17 protein-coding genes and 1 riboswitch are annotated in these 22917 nt (G+C 46.6%); of the genes, 9 read left to right on the top strand and 8 right to left on the bottom strand.

What is annotated here, in order from left to right; all coding sequences use genetic code 11:
* The first annotated feature begins 41 nt into the window (after positions 1-41).
* Positions 42-1253: a cysteine desulfurase CsdA gene (csdA, locus tag FIV04_RS03420; protein ID WP_152468274.1), complete on the top strand. Its 1212-nt coding sequence runs from the start codon at positions 42-44 to the stop codon at positions 1251-1253.
* Positions 1254-1326: 73 nt separating this feature from the next.
* On the opposite strand, the gene csdE is transcribed toward csdA, so the two are convergent.
* The 4 genes from csdE to FIV04_RS03400 all read right to left on the bottom strand — a co-directional run bounded on the left by csdE (position 1327) and on the right by FIV04_RS03400 (position 4342).
* A complete protein-coding gene (gene csdE, locus FIV04_RS03415; protein WP_152468273.1) occupies positions 1327-1755 on the bottom strand; it encodes a cysteine desulfurase sulfur acceptor subunit CsdE in 429 nt (142 codons plus the stop codon).
* Between the two features lie 9 nt (positions 1756-1764).
* Positions 1765-2574, bottom strand: a complete 810-nt coding sequence (gene tcdA, locus FIV04_RS03410; protein WP_152468272.1) for a tRNA cyclic N6-threonylcarbamoyladenosine(37) synthase TcdA — start codon at positions 2572-2574, stop codon at positions 1765-1767.
* Between the two features lie 103 nt (positions 2575-2677).
* A complete protein-coding gene (gene mltA / locus FIV04_RS03405; RefSeq protein ID WP_172974220.1) occupies positions 2678-3790 on the bottom strand; it encodes a murein transglycosylase A in 1113 nt (370 codons plus the stop codon).
* Positions 3791-3871: 81 nt separating this feature from the next.
* Positions 3872-4342 (bottom strand): DUF2850 domain-containing protein, encoded by a 471-nt coding sequence (locus tag FIV04_RS03400; protein ID WP_150871254.1) that lies wholly within the window; start codon positions 4340-4342, stop codon positions 3872-3874.
* Between the two features lie 163 nt (positions 4343-4505).
* Here FIV04_RS03400 and argA point away from each other — a divergent pair, with 163 nt between their 5' ends.
* The gene (gene argA / locus FIV04_RS03395) at positions 4506-5843 is read left to right on the top strand and encodes an amino-acid N-acetyltransferase (RefSeq protein WP_152468270.1); all 1338 of its coding nucleotides are present in this window, start codon (positions 4506-4508) and stop codon (positions 5841-5843) included.
* A gap of 296 nt (positions 5844-6139) precedes the next feature.
* On the top strand, positions 6140-6331 hold the full coding sequence (locus tag FIV04_RS03390) for a hypothetical protein (protein ID WP_032551408.1): 192 nt from the start codon (positions 6140-6142) through the stop codon (positions 6329-6331).
* Between the two features lie 59 nt (positions 6332-6390).
* Here the strand turns inward: FIV04_RS03390 and recD are convergent, their stop codons facing one another.
* The 4 genes from recD to FIV04_RS03370 form a co-directional block, all read right to left on the bottom strand.
* Entirely contained in the window at positions 6391-8583 is a 2193-nt protein-coding gene (recD, locus tag FIV04_RS03385) for an exodeoxyribonuclease V subunit alpha (protein WP_152468269.1), read from the bottom strand.
* On the bottom strand, positions 8583-12257 hold the full coding sequence (gene recB / locus FIV04_RS03380; protein ID WP_152468268.1) for an exodeoxyribonuclease V subunit beta: 3675 nt from the start codon (positions 12255-12257) through the stop codon (positions 8583-8585). Before recB ends, recD begins: the two co-directional genes overlap by 1 nt.
* Before the next feature lie 402 nt (positions 12258-12659).
* Positions 12660-16136: an exodeoxyribonuclease V subunit gamma gene (recC, locus tag FIV04_RS03375; RefSeq protein WP_152468267.1), complete on the bottom strand. Its 3477-nt coding sequence runs from the start codon at positions 16134-16136 to the stop codon at positions 12660-12662.
* Positions 16137-16263: 127 nt separating this feature from the next.
* Positions 16264-17214: a TDT family transporter gene (locus FIV04_RS03370; protein ID WP_172974260.1), complete on the bottom strand. Its 951-nt coding sequence runs from the start codon at positions 17212-17214 to the stop codon at positions 16264-16266.
* Between the two features lie 202 nt (positions 17215-17416).
* Between FIV04_RS03370 and FIV04_RS03365 the strand changes: the two genes are divergently transcribed.
* The 6 genes from FIV04_RS03365 to dapD all read left to right on the top strand — a co-directional run bounded on the left by FIV04_RS03365 (position 17417) and on the right by dapD (position 22882).
* Positions 17417-18313 carry a LysR substrate-binding domain-containing protein gene (locus FIV04_RS03365; protein ID WP_152468265.1) on the top strand — a complete coding sequence of 299 codons (897 nt, stop codon included), beginning with the start codon at positions 17417-17419 and terminating at the stop codon, positions 18311-18313.
* A gap of 87 nt (positions 18314-18400) precedes the next feature.
* Positions 18401-18694 (top strand): YebG family protein, encoded by a 294-nt coding sequence (locus FIV04_RS03360; protein ID WP_032551401.1) that lies wholly within the window; start codon positions 18401-18403, stop codon positions 18692-18694.
* A 156-nt stretch (positions 18695-18850) separates the two neighbouring features.
* Positions 18851-18937: riboswitch (Fluoride riboswitch) on the top strand.
* Positions 18938-19116: 179 nt separating this feature from the next.
* Positions 19117-19809 (top strand): iron-sulfur cluster assembly scaffold protein, encoded by a 693-nt coding sequence (locus FIV04_RS03355; protein ID WP_152468264.1) that lies wholly within the window; start codon positions 19117-19119, stop codon positions 19807-19809.
* 21 nt (positions 19810-19830) lie between these two features.
* Positions 19831-20811 (top strand): GGGtGRT protein, encoded by a 981-nt coding sequence (locus tag FIV04_RS03350; RefSeq protein WP_152468263.1) that lies wholly within the window; start codon positions 19831-19833, stop codon positions 20809-20811.
* A 144-nt stretch (positions 20812-20955) separates the two neighbouring features.
* Entirely contained in the window at positions 20956-21597 is a 642-nt protein-coding gene (locus FIV04_RS03345; RefSeq protein WP_150871230.1) for a MarC family protein, read from the top strand.
* A gap of 253 nt (positions 21598-21850) precedes the next feature.
* Positions 21851-22882 carry a 2,3,4,5-tetrahydropyridine-2,6-dicarboxylate N-succinyltransferase gene (gene dapD / locus FIV04_RS03340; protein WP_152468262.1) on the top strand — a complete coding sequence of 344 codons (1032 nt, stop codon included), beginning with the start codon at positions 21851-21853 and terminating at the stop codon, positions 22880-22882.
* Positions 22883-22917 lie beyond the last annotated feature (35 nt).

Here is a 22917-nt window from a genome sequence, read left to right as displayed (position 1 = left end):
GTTCAGCGCCCTATCCAAACTCAACTCTTAGGTAATCTTAGATGCTAGACATCCAACACATTCGCAATCAATTTCCTGCGCTCACCCAACAGGTTAATCAACAGCCTCTGATCTACTTAGACAGTGCTGCGACGACCCAGAAACCTCAAGTGGTGATCGATGCGATTAGTGACTACTACTCTAAGCAGAATGCCAATGTTCATCGTGGAAGCCATAGCCTTACAGCCAAAGCCACCAGCCAATTTGAGGCCGCGCGAGATAATGTTGCTCAGTTTATTGGAGCAGCTTCAAGCAAAGAGATCATCTGGACTCGCGGCGCGACTGAAGCTCTTAACTTAATTGCCCAAACCTACGCTCGAAGCTCTTTAAAACCGGGAGATGAAATTCTAGTTAGCGAACTTGAACACCACGCTAACATTGTTCCGTGGCAGATCGTCGCTGAGCAAACTGGTGCAAAGGTAATTAAGGTACCAATGACCAGAGAGTGCCAATTTGATGTTGCTGCTTTTGATTCTCTGTTGAATGACAAAACTAAAATTGTCGCACTGGCACAAGTCACTAATGTAACGGGTACGCGCCAGCCTATCGAAGAGGTAATAACAAAAGCACACTCAGTCGGTGCGATCGTGGTTGTCGATGGTGCGCAAGGGATTGTTCATGAGCCTGTCAATGTGACTGAGCTTAACGCTGATTTCTACGTATTCTCAGGACACAAGCTTTATGCACCAGCAGGGATCGGTGTGCTTTATGGCAAACTAGAATTACTAGAGTCGATGCCGCCTTGGCATGGCGGAGGAAAGATGGTTGAGCGTGTTTCTTTTGAGGGCACGACCTACTCTGCATTACCCGGAAAGTTTGAAGCTGGAACACCTAATGTAGCAGGTGCGATTGCATTAGACGCTGCTATTCAATGGCTAAGTCAATTCGAACAGCAACAAGTCGAGAAACATATCCATCAACTGGTCGATATGACCTACCAAGCTCTGTCGAAATTGGATGACATCAAAGTGATTGGTTACCAACCTAACTCTAGTGTGGTCACATTTATTATGGATGGCGTGCATCATCAGGACATCGCGACTCTGCTCGATCAACAGGGCATTGCGGTTCGTGCGGGGCACCACTGTGCTCACCCATTAATGGATGCATTGGGAATTAAAGGCACGGTGCGAATTTCGTTTGGTATTTATAATGATATTGCGGATGTTGAGAGGCTAATCGCTGCGATAGAAAAAGCGGTGGATATGCTTTAGCGAGTAAGCGAGTAAGCGAGTAAAATATAGAAAGGGTTGGCTTAGATGGCCAACCCTTTTCGTTACTATTCAACTACGAAGCAAGCTGCTTAATCTGCTCAACAATCGCTTTTAGACCATTGCCACGTGAAGGGCTTAGGTGAGCGATAAGACCAATTTTCTCGAAATAATCATCGATATCGAATGCTTGGATCTGCTGTGACGTTTTGCCATCAAAAGCTGCCATCACAAGAGCAATCAATCCACGAACAATACGCGCATCAGAATCTGCACAGAAATGCCAAACATCCCCGTCTTGCTGAGCCACCAACCACACTTGGCTCTCGCAGCCAGCCACAGTCACTTGCTCGCTTTTCAACTCTTCAGGCATTTGAGGAAGTTTTTTTCCCCACTGAATCACTTGGCGATAGCGATCTTCCCAGCCATGAAACGTTGCCATTTTCTCGACAATATCATCACTGGTGATCGTTGCACCAAAAGGAGAGTCAGGAAATGAATGCATCTGTCGCTCCTACTTCTTGTACTTCTGAATTAACTTTTCAACGATGCGCGATACTGCAACAAAGCCAAAGGTTGCAGTTACCACAGTCGCAGCGCCAAACCCCGTCGCACAATCCATACGTTTAGGGCCTTCAGCTGTCGCTTTTGCTGCGCATACACTGCCGTCAGCTTGTGGGTATTTCAGCTGTTCAGTTGAGAATACACACTCAATACCAAACTTGCGTGCAGGGTTCTTCGGGAAATTATGATGACGACGCAATGTATCTTTCAGCTTCTTCGCTAGTGGATCTTGAATCGTCTTTGTTAAATCAGCAACTTGAATCTGAGTTGGGTCAACTTGACCACCAGCACCGCCGGTTGTGATCACCTTAATCTTATTGCTTCGACAGTACGCCAGCAGAGAGGCTTTTGCTTTCATGCTATCAATCGCATCCAAGACGTAGTCGAAATCTATAGTAATGTATTCAGCTTGATTGTCGGGACCAATAAAGTCATCAATTAGATTTACTTTACACTCAGGGTTGATCAACTTAACACGCTCAGCCATCACTTCAATCTTGCTTTGACCAACCGTACCTGTCATCGCATGGATCTGACGGTTAATGTTAGTCACACATACATCATCCATATCGATCAAGGTTAGCTCACCAACACCAGTACGAGCCAAGGCTTCAACAGCCCATGAACCAACACCACCGATACCAACCACACACACGTGTGCCGCTCTTAAGATTTCAACTTCGCTATTGCCATACAGGCGACGAGTTCCGCCAAATCGTTGGTCATAATTTTCAGAAGCTGGTGTGGTCAATTCACGCATTGTTGCCGCCAATTTATTACATTAGAAAAAGAAAGAGTGCGTTTTATACGCACTCTTGAATAAAAAGTCTAGGGGATTAGCCGATGTAGTTCAACGGGCGACCTTACTCTGCCTTTTCAGGTGGCAACGCCCATGGCGCTTCAGTTGCACTGCCGTTTAAGCCAAGTTTCCAAACGCGACCAAAGTGCTTGTAATGTCCCGCTTCCGTACCTGCTCTAGCCCCCATACCATGATAGAGGTCTAGGTGGTTCTGCTTCACCGCACCGCCAGTGTCTAGCACCAGCAATAAACGAAGTTGATGAGCTCCACTCCAGGTGCCGTCTGCATTAAGCAGTGGAACTTCGGCTAAGATAGGCGTACCCATAGGCAGGATAGAACGATCACCAGCAACTGCAGCCATTGGTAGCAATGGAATACCAGCACTACCCATCACCGACAAGTCTTCATTCGCTTGGAAGAAAACAAAAGAAGGGTTCTGCTCTAGAAGCTCTTTTACGACTTCTGGATCATTTTCCATCACCCACTCTTTAATGGCTTTAAGAGACATCTTTTCACGAGGCACCAAACCACGCTCAATCAGCACCCGTCCGATACTGACATACGCTTTGTTATTTTTACCTGCATAGGCAAAGTACTCGAGGGTATCATCATCGCCAAAGTGCACAAAACCACTGCCCTGCACTTCCATCATGAAAGGATCGATACGATTCGCGGCATAGCCAAGTTCTAGCCCTAACCCATCTAGTGCACCATCGTAGATTTCTGCACGCGTCGGGCACTCTTCGCCGCAGTTAGGTAGTGCATAGACAGGGTATCGATACTCTTCGTTGGGCTCGTGACGGAGTTCCATAACAGGTGAGAAATAGCCAGTAAATAGAACATTACCTTGCTTATCTCCTCCCCCCAGTTGCGCAGCCTGCACACCATAATTCGCAAGATCTTGTGGATTGCCACTCTGCAGGGCCCACTCGTTTAACTGTTGATAAAGTGGCTGATAGATTTTTGCCATCGAGGGAGATTTAGAAACCACCATCTCAGCTTGTTCAGAGAAAGCAGTGTAGTCTCTAGGGGTGTTGGTTTCGATTTGCTCAACCTTATTTAAGGTACGAGGAAATTCATCATCAAGATACTGTTGAGCACGGTCTGTCGGTTGTGCACAGCCGAATAGTACAGAGGCCGAAACCAGAGGGAGCCATTTTTTAATCACAAGAATCATCCTAAAATTTCTATGAAACGAGGATGACAAAAACGGCTGAATAACACAATCTAAGTTTGTAAGAGTTTACAGTAAGATAACCTAACGAACGGAATGGTCGTTATAACCTTTTAGGCGAAAGACAGGATTGTAGTATGCATCAGAATCGAGCCTCATCTCGGTATTGTCCGAGTTAACCATCTTGAAGCGAAAAGTCTTCCCTGCAGAGCGATACTCAAAATAGTTTCCATCAAAGCTAAAATCAGTCGCAATCACAGAGCCAGCTACCGTCACACCTCGCTCATTCAATACGAACTCATCGGTGGCGTAATGTGCAACATTCTGCTCCACCCAAGTGCCGTAAATCATACTCTTAGGTGTTGACGCAGCCTGCATGCGAGCAAAAACATCTTGATACAAGATCACCACAGCTATCGAACCTATCAAAGCTAATAGCATTAAGCTGCGCTCGACAAACTTACGTTTAAAGTTGGCGTTTTTCTGCTTATCAGCCTCGCTATACAAGCTCTTGGTGATGTCGTCGATTTTGTTCTTACTTACTGGGGCTTGCATAACTATAACTACTCAATTTGAAGCAACTGACATTTTACACTTATTAAGATTACGGAATAAAGTATTCTTAAAGATACTTTGTTCTTTATTCCAAAAATATTCTTGTTTACATTTGAATAAAAATGTTAGATTTAAGAATAAATAACCAGAATGGATTCTCTCTGTGAAATTAAGAAGCACCGCCTTAGTTAAAGGCTTCAGACAATCGACCTCCTACGTTAATGCTCACCGTGGAAAAACCATGGTTATCATGCTGGGAGGCGAAGCGGTGGCCGATCGCAACTTCGGTAATATTATCAATGATATTGCACTACTTCACAGCCTAGGTGTAAAAATTGTTCTGGTTCATGGCGCCCGCCCTCAAATAAACGAACTGCTCGCCAAACAAGATTGCTACACACCGTACCACAAGAATGTCCGTGTTACTGATGAGTATGCATTGGGCGTAGCGATGCAAGCCGCTGGACAACTGCAACTTGCGATCACTGCTCGATTATCGATGAGTTTGAACAACACCCCAATGGCCGGTACTCAGCTCAATGTCATGAGTGGTAACTTTGTCACCGCACAACCTCTCGGGGTTGATGACGGTACTGATTATTGTCATAGCGGCAGAATCCGTCGCATTGATATCGAAGGGATCAACCGTACCCTAGACCAAGGCTCGATTGTTCTGCTCGGCCCTATTGCCAGCTCCGTAACTGGCGAGAGCTTTAACCTTCTTTCCGAAGAGGTCGCTACTCAAGTCGCGATTCGTCTCAAGGCAGATAAATTGATCGGGTTCTGTTCTGAACAAGGGGTTATCGACACCGATGGCAATGTACTCGCAGAGCTGTTCCCAAAAGACGCCAAGCAGATACTCGATCGTCTCACAGAATCTCAAGACCCAACTCTAGATATGGGCAGCGGTACACAACGATTCTTGAAAGGTGCCATTGCTGCGTGTCGCGCAGGTGTACCACGTTGTCACCTAATCAGCTATAAACTCGATGGTGCACTGATCCAAGAGCTGTTCTCGTTTGATGGTATCGGTACTCAAGTGGTTATGGCGAGTGCTGAGCAAGTAAGACAAGCTCAAATCGATGATATCGGCGGTATCTTCGACCTGATTCGCCCTCTTGAAGAACAAGGCATTTTAGTTCGTCGCTCTCGTGAACAACTCGAACAAGAGATTCACCGCTTTACCATCATCGAGAAAGATGGACTGATCATCGGTTGTGCTGCACTTTACAGTTACCCTGAAGATCATATGGCAGAAATGGCGTGCGTTGCTATTCATCCAGATTACCGAGATGGCAACCGAGGACAACTGCTGCTCAACTACATGAGACATCAGTCTAAATCCCAAGATATCGACCAGATTTTCGTGCTGACGACCCATAGTCTCCACTGGTTCAGAGAACAAGGCTTTTATGAAATTGGTGTCGATGAGCTACCAATGGAGAAACAGGGGCTCTACAACTATCAGCGCAAATCAAAAATACTGGCGTTGAATGTATAAACAGGATGTTTTGTTCAGAGTTTAGGCACCAAAAATTTAAATTTAGTGCCTTTTCTCACTTTCGATAAAAATTGATTGCAAATGTAATCGATTACTATATGAGATTTATAAACTATGCACTTTTATTCACACTGATAATTGTATAGAATTTGGCCGATTTACATTCTCAGTAAACATTGATTGGAATCGTCTATGCCTCGGCATAGGGACTTGCACGGATTGCTATAACTTTAACATCGCAGGCTTAAACTTTGGCTATGCCCGTTAATAACAAAAAGCAAAAAGAGCATATTGATATGAGAACCGTTATTTGTAATTCGCTACAAAGCTTTTGGGATATGGCTGACAACCAATTTCTTGAAGGGTTAGATGTCCACTGTGTTTTTCCAGTGACTGACAACTTGAAGGAGTTTATCTTGAACTGCCAAGCAAAATACAAGATAAACCATATCTCTTTTACGAGAGCATTTCTGAGTAAAGACAGCTAGGTCTAAACTCAAAAGAAGCAACCACGGACGGCTGCTTCCCATCTTAAAATTACCTTCCGCTAGATTTCACTGCGCCCCAAACGCACCGCTAATCCGCTCACACGCTGAGTTTTCACCTTAATACTTCGCTTAAACACCGAGCTATCACTAAACATCATCAAACGAGACTTTGCACGTGTTACTCCCGTATAGATAAGCTCTCGCGTCAAAATCGGGCTGAACTCCGGTGGCAGTATCATCATGGTTAAATCAAATTCACTACCCTGAGATTTATGGATTGTCATCGCATAGGCGGTTTCATGCTCAGGAACTCGGCTAGGAAGTACCGCTTTGACACTTCCATCAGGCAGCTCAAAATAAACCTTAAGTCTTGGCGATGAACCATCTTCGGTAACGGTGGAATCCAGCATACAGAGGCCAATATCACCATTATACAAACCGAGGCCATGGTCATTACGCGTTACCATCACAGGGCGGCCGTGATACCAAAGTTCTTCATTGTGCGGTTGAACTAAACGCCTCGCCGCTAATGCTCGTTCAATGCGTTGATTTAACCCTGAAACACCAAAATCACCATCTCGTACTGCACAAAGAAGTCGACATTGGCTGAAAAGATCGAGCGCTTGTTTGGCGCGCTCCTCTTGCTTCTCACCTTCAGCTAACGGTGGGTGAATACAGTTTAAATAGTTGCCGTATTCGTTAACCAGCGTGCGAAGCATCAAGTTGTAGCTGTCACTAGAAAGCGAGTGATGCACAATATCGGCAAAGCCTTTATTCAATACCACATCGACTTGCGCGGCCGAACCTGCATTAATTGCCTTAGCAAGTTGACCAATACCAGAGCGAGCATCAAAACGATAACTCTTTTGCAGCATACACAAACTATCAGCGACAGGTGGAGCACTCACTACATTGTGCGACTTAGATTGTCTGCTAGATAAAGAACTAAAGCTGGTCAGCTCAGCAATCAAGTTCCCTTGAGGCGCACTGTAACCATGAGCATTGAAAGCGCAGATATCGCCCAACACCGCACCAGCTTCAACCGAGGCTAGTTGGTCTTTGTCTCCCAGAAGAATCAAGCGCGCATGTGGAGGAAGAGCATCCACCAGCTTATACATCATAGAGAGGTCGACCATCGAAGCTTCATCGACGACCAGAATATCCAAATGCAGTGGGTTTCGACGATGATGTCTAAACTCGGCGCGATTCGGAATGGCACCAAGCAAGCGGTGCAAAGTACTCGACTCTGTTGGAATGTTCTGTTTGACGATAGGCTCAACAGGTAGCTGATCAATCGCCTTACCGATTGACTCAGTCAAACGCGCTGCCGCTTTACCTGTCGGCGCAACCAATTTAATGGTAGGTGTTTTGCCCAAGTTCAATGACTGCTCTACCATCGCAGATAACAGTTTTGCCACGGTGGTGGTTTTACCTGTACCAGGCCCGCCCGATATCACAGCAAAGCGTCGACTTAGAGCTACCGCTGCTGCAACTTTTTGCCAGTTGAGGCATACCGACAAAGGCACTAACTCATCCAGTGCACTAAGGTCAGAAACCTGACGTGCATCTGTTACAACTCTATCAATCTCATTCCAATTCAGTTCGGATTCTGAGATAACATCTAAGTGATCGCATACCAACTGCTGGCGCAACACTTGCGAGCTTTGACCATTCGAATCAGCTTTGGCCAAGGCATTAAAAAGAAAGTGATAGCTACGAGCAAATAGCTGATTAAGTGTTTGTGTCAGCGCTCGCTTCTGCTCCAAATTAAACTCCACTGGGTGGCTCAAGCGATTTAAGGCCTCAGCCAATACCACCTCATAATTCCAATAACGCTGGAGATAGACACGCTGCCCGTCAAACATGAGTGGCTTAACGCATTCAGTACTGGTGCCAACCAGACTTGAGTTGCTCAAAATAGCAGACCAATCAATGTTCAATAGTCGTTGATTAAGCTGTAGTGCTGCTTCGCCATAAAGGCCAAGTAACTGCGCTAAATCAGCGGGTATATTTGACTGATAGTGATCACTCACTGTCAGCTGCATACAGATATGGCCTTTACCTAACTCATGACTCACCACACCTGCAAGAAAGCCAAGCTGCTGTGCGGTACCGGCCTCTTGCGAGTAGCCACTCGCTTGCTGAGCAATAAAGCGAGCAAATTGATAATCGAGCTGGCGAATGGTGCCTTTGTCTGCCAATAGCCGCAGCACATCCATCAATGGCGCTTGGTGTAAATCAATGGGTGTCATTATATAAGCTCCATCTGTCCAGCTTGGTCATCATTCGATTGAGTTGTTTGGCGATCGACGACCTTGCCGTCAATCAATTGATCCATTTCATTGAGCATGGCTTCACTTGGTTTAGCGGAAAATATTCCTTGCTGAGATTGTCCATCCATACCACGTAAAAACAGATAATAAACACCGCCAAAATGCTTTTGGTAGCTGTAATTAGCAATTCGACTGCGCAGGAAGCGGTGCAGAGCTAAGGCGTAAATTTGATACTGCAAATCATATCGGTGATCGGCCATGGCACCCTTAAGGGCGTCTCCATGATAAACCGCCACATCATCACCTAAGTGATTTGATTTCCAGTCAAGCACGTAGTATTTGCCTTCATGTTCAAACACCAAATCAATAAAGCCCTTCAACATGCCTTGCACAGTGTGAAAACCGAGGTCGCCAGCTTTCGCCGAAAGAGGATCATGATACTGAATAACACGGTTGAGTTCTGAGGATGCTAACACCTCAATGGGCAATAAAAACTCCATCTCAACAAGTCGCTGAGAAGCATTTTTCTCGCTTAACTTAAGCTTTTTACCATCTAAAGCGGTGTTGAGCACGGTATCAACCAATTGCTGAAGAACCGGTAACCACTCAAGCTCATACTGTTCAAGTTCCAGTAAGTGAGTGATCACTTGAGTATTGTGCTCGCTGATCGCAGGCTCGGTAAACTCGACCTCTTCAAACAGGGTATGCAAAAACGTACCCGGTCTTGCTCCTCGAGGGAAAGTAAAGATAGAACGCTCTGGCTCAATCAGCTCGCCTTCATCCTGCTCATCGGCAGAATCAATATCAAAGCCCGATACCTCCATCGTCGCATCATGACCTGAGCCATGACTGCCTTGCTTGACTAACCCAGAGTAACTGGTGATACGCCACGCACGGTCAATCGACGCCTTCAACTCTTGAGCTTGGAGATCAGGTTGTGGTTCTGATTTAGCTACAAAAGGTTGCTCATGCTGCGTAGGCGTTTCGCTCAGCGTAATACTTTGATTAACACTCTCTAAACTCGCCAACGCTTGCTGTAGTTCAGCAATGCTGCACTCTTTCCCATTTTGAACCAGATAGCCCATTGCGCTCAAATGCACACCCGTCGGCTCTTTGGTTGAGCGCCCCTTGCGCAGTGGTGCCATACCAATAAAGCAGCCGTAAACAGCACGGGTTAGCGCTACATAGATCAAACGTAAGTCTTCCGCTAAGCGTTCTTTGTCGGCTTGCGCTAACGCGCCATCACTGGCTGTGATATCAAGCACAGTGGTGTCTGTAGCGTGGTCGTAATATTTACCTTCGCTCGCTTCACGGTAGCTTGCTACAAACGGTAAGAACACTAAGTCATATTCCAAGCCTTTGGATTTATGGATAGTAACGATTTGCACCAAGTTTCTTTCTGACTCTAGACGTTGAATGTCATCTTCACTGCCACCCAAACCATTCTGCGCATCGATGATCGCTTCCGCGAGCCAGCGCAACAGTCCATAGTCACTGTCGAGCTCTTGTCTCGCTTGCTGGAGCAATTCTCCAATGTGCATTAAATCCGTCAGTGCACGCTCCCCGTTCTCCTCTTCCAACAATCGCTCAGCTAGGTGGCGCTTACTCATCACCGCGCGTAACATCGGTAGCACACCGCGCTGTAGCCACAGCTTTCGGTACTCACGAAATTCATTAACCGCATTTTCCCAAACAACCTCATCATTGTTCAGTTGGTCTAACGATGCCGCATCAAGGGCAAACAGCTCAGAAGCCAGGCAAGCACGAAGAGCTCGGTCATTTTCAGGAGTTAGTACCGCTTGCAACAAACGTTGAAGATCTTGAGCAACAAGACTGACAAAAACACTGTCTCGGTTAGAGAGATAAACACTGGCGATGCCTTGCTCTGCAAGAGCCGTCTTAACCAAACGCCCTTCACTACCAGTTCGCACCAATACAGCGATATCACCCGCTTGAATCGATTTTTGGCTGTTGCCGTTATCAAGAAACGCTTGCTGATCTTGAGAGGCGGTCAATATTGTTTGAATTTGGCTAGCAGTCGCTTCTGCCATCGCTGCGTGATATTCCCCTTTAGGTAAAGGCTTGTCTTCCGCCTCTTGCAACCAAAATGTCACCGCAGGTTGAACTTCGTCACCAAGTGTCCATTGACGAAAATCTGCACTTGGACTCGAAGCGACAGGGAGAAACGGAATATCTTCGTCATAGATAAACGGACTATCAGAGTTGCTAAACACCTGATTTACTGCACTTACCATATCTGCACTTGAACGCCAGTTAGTGCCGAGAGTGTAGTGGGCACTAACTTGGTTACGCGCTTTGATATAAGTAAAAATGTCTGCACCACGGAAGCCGTAAATCGCCTGCTTCGGGTCACCGATCATAAACAAACCACATTGTGGGCTATCCAGATAAATACGACTGAAGATGCTATATTGCAGAGGATCGGTATCTTGGAATTCATCGATCATCGCGACCGGATAAAGAGCGCGAATTCGTTCAACTAACAGTGACTGCTCATCGACATCAATCGATGCTGAGAGCTGGGTAAGCAGATCGTCAAACGAGAGCCACTGCTTCTGCTCTTTGGCAGCGGCAAGCATGGTTCGACAATGGGTAATCGCATGCGCCAGTAGCGGCGCTTTCATATCCGCAGGCTGTGCTAAGAAGGTATCGATCGCCTCAAAAACCTCATGACAAGGAGCCGTGCCTTTCGGCGTTTTTTCATTCAGCGTCGATTGAGCAAACTTCTCGAGTTTATCTGGGTAATGATAATCGTGTGTCTCACTTTGCGCCCAAGTCGTTACCGCCTCTAACCAAGTCGGCAGTGACTTTTTAGTGTAGCTGCGTTTGTTAACATCTGAGCCCGAGATAATGGGTAGGAAGTCCTCTTGCGATGCCTGCCATTGTGCTTTGAGCGCTCTGATTTTGTCGAGATTGCTATCGTGAAGAGACTGCAGATCACCAGACATCGCCTCTACCGTTAGCTTTAACGACGCGCCTGTCAGGTAGCGATTCACATCCGCTAACAGAGCAGAAGGTGAACCCCAGATATTACGTACTTCGCCAGCCAACTGCAGCGGTAATGGGTAGAACTGTTTACGCCAGTAATCCGCCACCACTTGTGCTTTTAGATGACTTTCGTCGGTCACAAACTCATTGTCAAAGCGACTGCCCGACTCAAAAGCATTTTGCGTTAGCATACGTTGGCAGAAGCCGTGAATGGTGTATACCGCCGCTTCGTCCATCTGCCTTTCAGCATTAAGCAGGATTTTGGCAGCCCCCGTATGATCGTCAATGTCTTCAAGTAAAGGGGCAATCACAGGATCGTTACTCTGACCGCGTGAGAAAGCAATGCGCGCATCGTGAATACGTGCACGGATACGATCTCTAAGTTCAGCTGTTGCCGCTTCAGTAAAGGTCACCACCAAAATCTGATCAACCGTTAGTGGTTGCTGGTGTCGACTCGGCTCTTCACCGTTTACGCCAACCTCTGATGTACCGTGACCAAGCAAAAGTCGCAGATACAAGCCAGCTATCGTGAAGGTTTTACCCGTACCCGCAGAGGCTTCAATCAATCGCGCCCCATGCAGAGGAAACGTCATGGTATTAAGCGCTTGTGGCGTGATAGCGAGATCACGATTTGTGGTAGTCATACCGAGCTGCCTTCTTCTTAATTATTCTGTTACAAATGTGACCTAGTCTCAAAAACGTCATTCAAATCTGGTCTAGTACCAATATCTTATTAGGGAGTGCGATCTCTCTCACGGATCAATTTGGTGCACGTCGTTACTATGCGCCCACGAGTTCAGGCAAGCGATTACTTTTTCGCCGCCAAAGAACCAAAAGAATAATGGTCCCTCTGACCTGTGGCCGTACAGCGAACGCCCTACACTAATAATGATTTACTGGCGGCCACTTTAATTCCTGTGCTTTTCATTCCCAGACTTCTCAGCACTTCTCTTATCTGGTCTATACTCATTCCAAAATCGTAATAAGCTTCCCATATGCATCGGCCTAATTGGCATTGGTTGAGCGATCTTGACGATCGCCCTAGGTTACTCCTGATCATTGGGATCATTCGCTGCAAGACGAGCTGCTTGCATCACTAGCGTAGAGTACAGCCTTGCTTCCGCCGCCAATGTGTCATCCCACTTTGGCCAAATACGTGAGATGTAGCTGTCGCGTCCTTCACCGGTAAACGCGTAACTATCATTAAAGGTATCCGCCATCTTCTTCAGAGACTTCTCTTCATCATCAACCCATTTGCCTCGACTGAATCCTGCCTCAACTCCTGCTAAGGCCGTTTTAGGAAAGTATGGAAGCGGTTGAGTCATACCTTGATAGAACAGACGAACGAGCTCGCCTAAAGTCTGCTTTGCAGTTTGAACATCACTCAGAGGGCTAAGCGTAAGATGCACCACGCCCTCCTTCTTGTCGTAACCGATAATATGCGTCGTTTGTGGATTGCCCATCACATTGCAACACAGGTGATCAATCCAAGCGGCCAGATAGTCTTGCGCGCGAATTTTACCACTGCGATAACGCACTAGACCCGATTGATAGTTGTGCGTTAGCCAACCTATCAACTTGACCGGTTTTCCTTCGCCGAGGCTGTCTATCGTAATATTGACCTCTAAATCTTCTTTAGGTGCGCCAGTAACGAACTGGATCTCTTTGGCTAGCTCCTCGGCTTGCACGCGATTGGTCTCAAACTCAATGTCACCAAATGCCCCAACCGGCAAACGACCTTGAGCTTTCTGCTTAGCGACAAAGTGACAGATGGCTTCATCCGGCGATTGATGGTTATCAATCAATACTTGTAAGAGTGCATTTTTGAGTTGATAGCTCTCTAGACCATTCAACACAAACGGCTCATCGTCTTCCATCACTGGTAACGGCGGCTCAAACACCACCTTTAAACGGCGATTAAAGAAGTATTGAACAGGTAGACGCCAAAAACGCTGTAACTCGACCAGATCAAGCTCGAGTGGGTAAGTTGCTCCCACAAGGTAGTCTTCTAACGCACGGTTGAATTCACCACTGCGCTCACCAGCTCGATTTGCCGCAGGCAGCCACTCTTTAGCGTAGCTTAGCTGCGTATCGTCTTGATCCGGCATGAAAGCACTCGGGCTGAATGGCGTCATGGTGTGTTCAAACATCTGCGCTTGACTTAGCTTACGCCCGGATTCATCGCTTCCCAGAGCCTCGTCACCCTGTAGGCAGTAGTTCTGTTCGCAGTATTCGATCAGCTCAGACACCAACACTGACGGGACGCGCTCTGTGTTATCTTGAATAGAGCGACCAACATAACTGATGTACAGGCTCTCTTGCGCCGATAACATCGCTTCTAAGAACAGGTAACGGTCATCATCACGACGAGAACGATCACCCGGACGAGTGCGACCATTCATTAAGTCAAAGCCTTCTGGTGGCATAGAGCGTGGATAAACACCATCATTCATTCCCAGCAGACATACCGTTTTGAAAGGAATCGAACGCATCGGCATCAGAGTACAGAAGTTCACTTGTCCTGCTAAAAAGCGTTGGCTGATGCGTGCCCCAGAGAGTTTATTGTTCAGGTACTGATAAACGATGCTTGGTGATAAATCTTGCTCAAACAAAGCATCATCAAGCTGTTCGTTAAGTTGCCCAAGAGCATCACGAATCGACTTTAATACCACTTCGCCCTCAAGCTCGACACTGAAGAAGTCATCGATCAAGTTAAGCAGAGTCTCACGCCAACGTTCAATCGATTGTGACTGATTGAGGCGCTGTCGATAATGGGTAATGCGATCAATAAAGTGCGCGAGCTTACCCGCAAGCTCTGCGCTCATGCCTTGCACTTCATCGTATGCAGCAATCGATGAGTCAGTGGTTTCAAATAATCCTGCAGATTCAGACATCGCATAGCCAAGCAGCATCCGCTGAACACCGAACAGCCAAGTGTTTTGTTGAGTCTCGGGGAGGTTAAATTCTGTTGCGGTACTGCCATCAACACCCCAGCGAATACCCGACTCTTCAACCCACTGTTTAGCTTGTTCGAATTGATATTCATCGATATCAAAGCGCGCCATCATCGCCGGAATTTCAAGTAGTTCAAGCAGCTCTGAAGCAAGGCAACGACTCTTAGGCAGAGCCACCAGCTGCATGAATGCGGTTAAGATTGGGCTTTCTTGATCGGCCGTTCTATCCGAGATGGAGTAAGGGATGTAACGCTCACCCGGAGCATTACCAAACACCGCTTGAATCGCAGGGCTGTAGGCATTGATGTCCGCTACCATTACGATAATGTCGCGTGGTTTCAGGCTTGGATCGGCATCGAACATCGCCAGCAACTGGTCGTGCAGCACTTCCACTTCACGCATTGGGCTATGACAAGCGTGAACTGTTAACGAGCGGTCACCAAGTACAACACTCTGCTTGTGTTCACTCGAATCGAGGATGTGATCATCTTGATGCTCTTCTAGCTCCAAAATATCGGCTTGAAGCTGATGCAGCAGGCTATCGCGCTCAACATCAATGAAAAATTCATGCTCTTCACACTCAGACTGGGACAATAAAAACAGATTGTCACGACCAAGTTTACCCATCGATGCCAGTAAACTATTGCCCACGGCTTGGCTGGTATGCAGTTCATCTTCTACATTAGCTTCAAGGCCATCTTTTAATGGTGAAACCTCTCCTTCTAGCTGAGGCGAGCCCTCGACCAAAGCAAACTGCTTACGACGCTGTGCTTCCACTCTTGCCAGATACTTTCTGTCTCGAATATCGCCCCAGTAGTGCTGACATGGATTCGTAAACATCAAGTGGACATCAATGTGTTCACCCATTGCTTTGAGGGCATCCATATAGCGCGGTGGTAGTGATGAGATACCAAACACAAACAATCGCTTAGGAAGATGGGAAAGCTGATCTTTCTGCTGTGCGAGCGCTTCAATAAAGTCATGGTACAAGTTACCACGGTGATACTTTGATTGGCCTTGGGATAGTGTTTGCTCGTACAGAGCTTTCCACAATATCGGCTGCCATGGATGTTCTTGTTGACCATCCGCGTCTTGCAACTCAGCCACAGGCTCACCTGCTTCCCAAGCCGCCATCCACTCAGGTCGGTACACCAAATAACCATCAAAAATATCGGCAATTTTCTCAGCCAATTGGTACAGCTTGGAGCTATCGGTGTCGTTTTCCAAATAACGCTGCAGCGGCAAAAAATCAGGATGGTCGAGCTTAGCGGGCAGAATACTCATCAGCTTCCAAGTCATCGCCTCTTTGTTAAAGGCACTGCGCTTGGGAACATCTGGAAGAACTTGGGTAAACATCTCCCAGATAAAAGTTGCTGGCAGAGGAAAATCTATGTTTGCGGCAACACCAAACTCTTTCGCCAGCTCCATTTTAAGCCACTGAGACATACCCGGGCTTTGTACTAAGATCTGCTCTTTGTCGAATGGATTAGCCAGAGGATCACTTTTGATTAAGTGAACGAGAAGAATTTTTAAAGTATCAACTTTATTGGAATGGTAAACAGTAAACAAAGTGCACTCACACTAATCTTGCCACAATATACTGCCAGATTAGCATAAGTGCTGAGTTTGGATGAGCAATATAAGCTTATGAAATACCAAAAGCTTAAGGTCTGTTTATCTTTTGAACGACCACCAGTTATAAACGACCTTTTGCAACGCTCATTAAACGGTGTGGTTTATAATTCATGTAGTAACGTGCGGCTACATAACCTACGACGAGCGTTGCGACCATTAGCTCTAAGTAAGCCAAATTGAACACTTGGTTGATGTACTCACCTTCAACACCCACATCCTGCATCCAAGCCGCTACCTTAAACAAGGCTGTCGCACCAATGACCATAGGGAAAGTGAACGCCGCATAGCCTGGGCTGAATGGTAAACGAAGCAATTTAAAAAACGCTACGTAGATGATGAATGTCATTAAAATTGCAATTCCGAACAGCAGACCAATCACTACTGGCGATGGGTTTGCAGATACAGTGAGATAACCTGCCAAAGAGAGGCTTGCCGGCGCAGCTAGGATAGCGATTGTTGGTTTGGCCGCGTCTGGAATCTCGTGACGGAACATCAAACGATACACCATCATTGGTAGCATCACAGCGTAAACACCGAGACCGAAGAGCAATACTGCATTCGCCACTGGCTCAAGTACAGGGTTCCCCGAAAAAGAGACATCCGCAACCACAATGCCAATAGGTGGCACAAACCAGCTTGGTACCATATGGTGAATCTCAAACTCTTTAGCGCGATGGTACAAGAAGCTCACCAAGAAAATCACATGCAACCCTACAGAGAGAATCCACACCAGTTCTCTTAAAAACACAGAAATCGGGTCTAACGATGCCGATACCACCATACAACCCATCGCAAAAGTCGGAACAACACTGCCTACAACAGGGTGTGCAAGATCTTCACGCAGCAAGTGACCGTGAATCAAAAATTTCACTGCCAAGATTGCTAGAAGTACACCCGCAATCCCAGCACTCACCCACTGCACTAACCCAGGAGTTTGCAATAAGCCTTGAGATACCAGTACCCCATCCCAACACCAACCAAGGCTGGCAATAGCAAGAGCCAGTCCCGCCATAGGAGTCGGTGCGCCAGTTAATCTGTATTTTAGTCGTTGAATCATGTCAGCCTCTCTTCATCCCATTCACTTATCTGTGAACTCATCAGCTTGTTGAGGCCATAATACGCTTGCGGTTTGTTAAGTTATATCCAATTATATATAACACTTGTTCAGGTTTTCTAAACATCAAACCACTCAATCACAGGCTGATAAAATTTCGATGGCTAATATATCAATTAAACAGCTCAAAGTATTTGTCACCATCACCCAACATTCGACGATGACTGCCGCTGCCGAGGCACTCTTTTTATCAAAAGCGGCTGTCAGTATGGCTTTAGGTGAAATGGAGAAACAGCTTGGGCACTCTCTGTTTGATCGCGTTAACAACCGACTGATCATCAATCAAGAGGGACAAAAATTACTGCCTCTTGCTGATGAGATACTACATCGAGCGGCCAGCATTGATGAGCTGTTCAGTGATGACCAACCCTTAAGTGGTTTATTAAAGGTTGGCGCCAGTGACACCATAGGCAATCAAGTTGCACCGTTTATCCTCTCTGGGTTTCGTCAGCAAACCCAGCATCAAGAGCAGAGTCTGTTTATCTCGAACAGTGCTCTGATTTGCCAAAAGCTGGTCGATTACGAACTCGATATCGCGCTGATCGAGGGCAAAACCTTGCACCCCGAACTGCTCACGAGCCAATTTAGTAGCGACGAAATGTGCATTGTTGCTAGCCCCGATCACCCGTTGGTAGACTTCGATACCGTTCCACTGCGCGAGCTTGAGAGCAGTCACTGGATACTCCGTGAATCTGGCTCCGGTACTCGAGAGTTCTTTTTACGAACAGTAGCACCACGCCTTGAGCACTGGTATGAATCATTCGAGCTTAATACCACCGAGGCGATCATCAACTCAGTATCGGCCGGACTAGGCTTAGCTTGCCTCTCTAAGCTCGCAGCAGAGCCCGCTATCAAAGATGGTCGAGTTAAGACATTGAATGTACCACTGGATATGAAGCGTCGATTTTGGATGCTAGTCCACAAAGACAAATATCAGAGTCCACTTCTCAAATCCTTCATGAGTTATTGTGAAGAGTGGGCGACACATCAAGATTGATACTTCTATCAAGGTTGGCAACTGGACTTTTAGTCACTAAAACTGTATAAAAAGCCAGTAAAATTTATCAAACTTAGAGGATTAACCATGGCTGTTATCGTCAAGTACGTGGTGGAACGCAACGGAGAAGAGAAAATGACTTTTACCTCTAAAGCCGAAGCTGACGCATACGACAAAATGCTGGATATGGCTGATGAGCTTTTTGAACTGTTAGGCAAAAGCGAATTAGTAGAAGACGAAGGCAAGCAAGAAGAGCTTGCAATGTACCTTGCGAAGAACAAAGAAGAAGTTCTTTACGCACTTGGTGCTAAGCGTAAACCAGCACCTAAGAAAGCTAAAAAGCTTGAAGCGGTTGAAGACGCGGAAGAAGACGCAGCATAACTCGCTGATACCTCTGCTAAAAACGTCAATGACAACTCTGAACAGAGTATGCAGTTGGCGTTTTTTTATACCTATCGAAATATAATGAACCGAGTTTATAGTTAAAATTGCTCTAAACATTCTCTTGCAATAAAGTGTGATTGAGATCTAATCTATATGCCATCAGGTGATGGGGTTCCACCTAAGCTTTCTAGCTTCAACCGCCCGTTCATATCGAACCGTGCTAATGACTCCTACAGAATCGAAAACAGGTAATCCTGTTGGTAGTATCGTTATACCCGCCACTTTACGAGCTTAGTTTGCTCTTTTTCCTTGGTGTCACGATACGCAAGATCTGTAGTGAAATTAGCCACACCTCTTCCAACATGTCCTGTTTTCTCAACGTCCGAGGTCTTCATCGACTCTATAAGTGAGAAAACACTATGCAATACTCATCTGAAATCCAAAACATGTGCCCGATTCAACGCGGCGACCTTCATGCATCTGCACCCATTCCAGTTGAAGGTGCTATGGTAAGCCCGAAAGACGTAATTGCTATCTCTGGTTTAAGCCATGGCGTGGGTGCTTGTGCTCCACAACAAGGCGCGGCAAAACTGACTCTTAACGTCAAAAACGGCATCATCGAAGAAGCACTCATCGAAACGATTGGTTGTTCAGGCATGACTCAATCGGCTGCAATGGCCGCAGAAATCCTCACAGGAAAAACCATTCTCGAAGCACTCAATACCGACCTTGTATGTGATGCAATCAACGTCGCGATGCGCGAAATCTTTCTTCAGTTTGTTTACGGTCGAACTCAATCGGCATTCTCTGAGGGCGGCCTCGAAATTGGCGCGGCATTGGAAGATTTAGGACAAACACAACGCAGCCAAGTCGGCACCAGTTACTCGACAACCGCCAAAGGGGTGCGATACATGGAGCTAGCAGAAGGCTACGTGACTCAGCTTGCGTTGGATGAACACAGCGAAGTGATCGGTTATCAATACCTCAACCTTGGCAAAATGATGAAAGCCATGAATCAAGGTACACCAGCTGCTGAGGCCGCTGAGCTGGCTACTGGCACCTACGGCCGCTTCGATGAAGCCGTAAAAACCATCAATCCACGTCAACACTAATCGCCAAAGAGGAACCTGACTATGAACACACTAAATAATCCATCAGTAACTCGCGTATTGGCTGAAATGAATCTAGAGTCTCTCGACCAAGCTTATCAATACTGTTTGGAGCACGATGTTGACCCGAAAGCTCTCGTGATGGACACCCAGCCTATCGCTTTCGATAGCGCAACCGAAGCCTACACGCTAGGCACAGCCCTAGCGCTGTATCGTCACGCTGAGACCGCAGAACAAGCAGCAAACATTATTGGTGAAGCGCTCCAAGCCTATACCAAGGCAGGCAGTGTCGCAGAACAGCGCCAAGTTGGTATTGGCCACGGTGCACTAGCGGCGCGTTTGCTGAATGAAGAGAGTGGCTGCTTTGCCTTTTTGGCGGGTCATGAATCTTTTGCCGCTGCAGAAGGTGCAATTAAAATCGCACTTAACGTCAATAAATCTCGCACTAAACCACTTAAAGTAATTCTAAATGGTTTGGGCAAAGATGCCGCTTATCTTATCTCTCGTATCAATGGCTTTACCTACGTGCGCACTCAGTTTGACTACCAAACTGGCAAGATTATCGAGACAGAGCGCCGCCGTTTCTCACACGGCCCTCGCGGAGAAATCCTATGTTACGGTGCCGATGATGTTCGTGAAGGAGTTGCTATCATGCATCGTGAACAAGTGGATGTAAGTATCACAGGTAACTCAACCAACCCTACTCGCTTCCAACACCCCGTTGCGGGAATCTACAAAGCGGAACGCACTCGCCAAGGCTTATCTTATTTTTCTGTGGCTTCAGGCGGTGGTACAGGTCGCACTTTACACCCAGATAACGTAGCAGCAGGCCCTGCATCTTACGGCATGACAGATACCATGGGTAGAATGCACGCTGACGCCCAGTTTGCTGGTAGCTCTTCTGTACCTGCCCATGTGGCTATGATGGGTTTCATCGGTATGGGTAACAACCCTATGGTAGGAGCAACGGTGGCACTAGCGGTCGCAGTAAGCCAAGCCGCTTAGCCTCTACAACGAATATAAAAAAACAACAATAACGTGAAACAGATAGCCAGCGAACATGCTGGCTATTTTTTGTTCTCAACATGGTCTACTATCTATTCTCAGATGAGTAACACAAGTTAACTCCATCTTTATTAAGGGAATAATATGAAAGAGCTGATCATCCACACCATTACTGTCTTCATGGGCTTTTTTGCCATCATGAACCCAATTGCCAATACGCCAATATTCTTGGGGCTCACCGGAGACAATGACCGTGAGACAGTAAAATCCATCGCATTTCGCTCCGTTTTCATAGCCTTTATCATCGTCAGTACCTTTGCGATTTCCGGCAAGCTAATCTTCGATCTTTTTGGTATCACACTATACGCACTGAGAATCACTGGTGGGATATTGGTGTTCTTGATTGGCTTTCACATGTTGCAGGGCGATTCCACACACAGTAAAGCCAAAGAAAAAGTTCACTCTGACGCCCAACAAGATGCAGCTCTGAGTATCGCAGTCTCCCCTCTAGCCATGCCGATCCTCGCAGGACCTGGTACGATAGCGACCGCGATGAACTTCGCCAGCACCGAAGGGATTTATGAAACCATCATAACCATCGTTGCTTTCGGCCTACTCTGTACACTCACCTATATTCTGTTTGTGTTTGGCGAACGCTTCGTTAAAGCCGTTGGTCCGAGTGCACTGAATGTGATTACCCGAATGATGGGTCTAATCCTGGCGGTTATTGGTATGCAAATGCTAATTGAAGGCATCGAACAAGCCTATAAAGCGCTGTTTGTATAACGTTGAGACCTTTCGAAGCGAGTATGTAGGCACAAAAAGAGAGCAAACTTCACTTTATCTGGTTGCAGAAAAATATCTCTCAAAAGACAAGCAATATCATTTTACAGACTTTCTCCCCATGCGCCCTTTCATAACGAGGGCGCTCTCTTTATGATGAACGCAATTAAATTAACTTTTGCTACCCAAGCTGCTCACCACACGAACAGTAAATGGAGAGATAGCAAAATCAAGACTCAACACATGGAGATTCAACATGGCTTACTTTTCACTAGCCTTTGGTACGGCAACCAAAAACCGCTACAATAAAATCATTGAAGCGTTCTTCCCTAACCCACTTCTAAACCCAAGCGATGCTCTTGTAGCCGCTGTTGCTGAAGTTGCAGGTTACACTGAAGGCAACCAAGCTATCGAAATCTCTGCTGCACAAAGCGCAGAACTGGCGAAAGCATTCGCAGCAAACGACGATGCAGCAAACGCATCTTTTGCAGAAAAAGCAGCATCATCTGAGCAACCACTTGTTCTTGTTGTTCTTGCTACAGACGAGAAGCCAGCTTCAGTTGCTGAAGGCTTCCTTAAGCTACAACTTATCTCTAACCGCCTAGTGCAACCACACGGCACGGTACTAGATGGCATCTTTGGTCTACTGCACAACATCGCATGGACAAACGAAGGCCCAATCGATCTTCCTGAGCTAGCAGATCGCCAAATCGAAGCTCGCCTAGCAGGTCGTGCTCTGTCTGTAGATTGCGTAGACAAATTCCCGAAAATGGTTGATTACGTAGTACCAGCAGGCGTTCGTATCGCTGATACGTCTCGCGTTCGTCTAGGTGCACACGTAGGTGAAGGCACTACAGTTATGCACGAAGGCTTCATCAACTTCAACGCAGGTACAACTGGCGTGAGCATGGTTGAAGGTCGTATCTCTGCAGGCGTGGTTGTTGGTAACGGTTCTGACATCGGTGGCGGCGCTTCTATCATGGGTACGCTATCTGGCGGCGGTACGGTTGTCGTTTCTATCGGTGAAAACTCACTGCTAGGCGCAAACGCTGGTCTTGGTTTCCCTCTAGGCGACCGTTGTACTGTAGAGTCTGGTCTGTACGTAACTGCTGGCTCTAAAGTACGTATGCTTGACTCTTCTGGCCAAGAGGTTGAAGTAGTTAAAGCTCGCGACCTAGCTGGCGTTTCTGACCTACTATTCCGTCGCAACTCAGTGACTGGTCAAATTGAATGTCTTGCTAACAAATCAGCTGTTGAACTAAACAGCGAGCTGCACAGCAACAACTAATCTAGATGCTAGAAAATACGAAGCCGCTGGAGTTA

Source organism: Vibrio sp. THAF190c (genome assembly GCF_009363355.1).
In the GTDB taxonomy this organism is placed as follows: Bacteria; Pseudomonadota; Gammaproteobacteria; order Enterobacterales; family Vibrionaceae; genus Vibrio; species Vibrio fortis_A.
This window is presented reverse-complemented; position numbering and strand designations above follow the sequence as displayed.

What these genes read in the sequence shown, in the direction of transcription:
- FIV04_RS03390 (WP_032551408.1), top strand. Translation starts at nt 6,140, where the DNA reads ATGAGAACCGTTATTTGTAATTCGCTACAAAGCTTTTGGGATATGGCT.
- mltA (WP_172974220.1), bottom strand. Translation starts at nt 3,790, where the DNA reads ATGATTCTTGTGATTAAAAAATGGCTCCCTCTGGTTTCGGCCTCTGTA.
- FIV04_RS03345 (WP_150871230.1), top strand. Translation starts at nt 20,956, where the DNA reads ATGAAAGAGCTGATCATCCACACCATTACTGTCTTCATGGGCTTTTTT.
- FIV04_RS03365 (WP_152468265.1), top strand. Translation starts at nt 17,417, where the DNA reads ATGGCTAATATATCAATTAAACAGCTCAAAGTATTTGTCACCATCACC.
- FIV04_RS03355 (WP_152468264.1), top strand. Translation starts at nt 19,117, where the DNA reads ATGCAATACTCATCTGAAATCCAAAACATGTGCCCGATTCAACGCGGC.
- csdA (WP_152468274.1), top strand. Translation starts at nt 42, where the DNA reads ATGCTAGACATCCAACACATTCGCAATCAATTTCCTGCGCTCACCCAA.
- tcdA (WP_152468272.1), bottom strand. Translation starts at nt 2,574, where the DNA reads ATGCGTGAATTGACCACACCAGCTTCTGAAAATTATGACCAACGATTT.
- FIV04_RS03350 (WP_152468263.1), top strand. Translation starts at nt 19,831, where the DNA reads ATGAACACACTAAATAATCCATCAGTAACTCGCGTATTGGCTGAAATG.
- dapD (WP_152468262.1), top strand. Translation starts at nt 21,851, where the DNA reads ATGGCTTACTTTTCACTAGCCTTTGGTACGGCAACCAAAAACCGCTAC.
- recB (WP_152468268.1), bottom strand. Translation starts at nt 12,257, where the DNA reads ATGACTACCACAAATCGTGATCTCGCTATCACGCCACAAGCGCTTAAT.
- csdE (WP_152468273.1), bottom strand. Translation starts at nt 1,755, where the DNA reads ATGCATTCATTTCCTGACTCTCCTTTTGGTGCAACGATCACCAGTGAT.
- FIV04_RS03370 (WP_172974260.1), bottom strand. Translation starts at nt 17,214, where the DNA reads ATGGCGGGACTGGCTCTTGCTATTGCCAGCCTTGGTTGGTGTTGGGAT.
- FIV04_RS03400 (WP_150871254.1), bottom strand. Translation starts at nt 4,342, where the DNA reads ATGCAAGCCCCAGTAAGTAAGAACAAAATCGACGACATCACCAAGAGC.
- FIV04_RS03360 (WP_032551401.1), top strand. Translation starts at nt 18,401, where the DNA reads ATGGCTGTTATCGTCAAGTACGTGGTGGAACGCAACGGAGAAGAGAAA.
- recD (WP_152468269.1), bottom strand. Translation starts at nt 8,583, where the DNA reads ATGACACCCATTGATTTACACCAAGCGCCATTGATGGATGTGCTGCGG.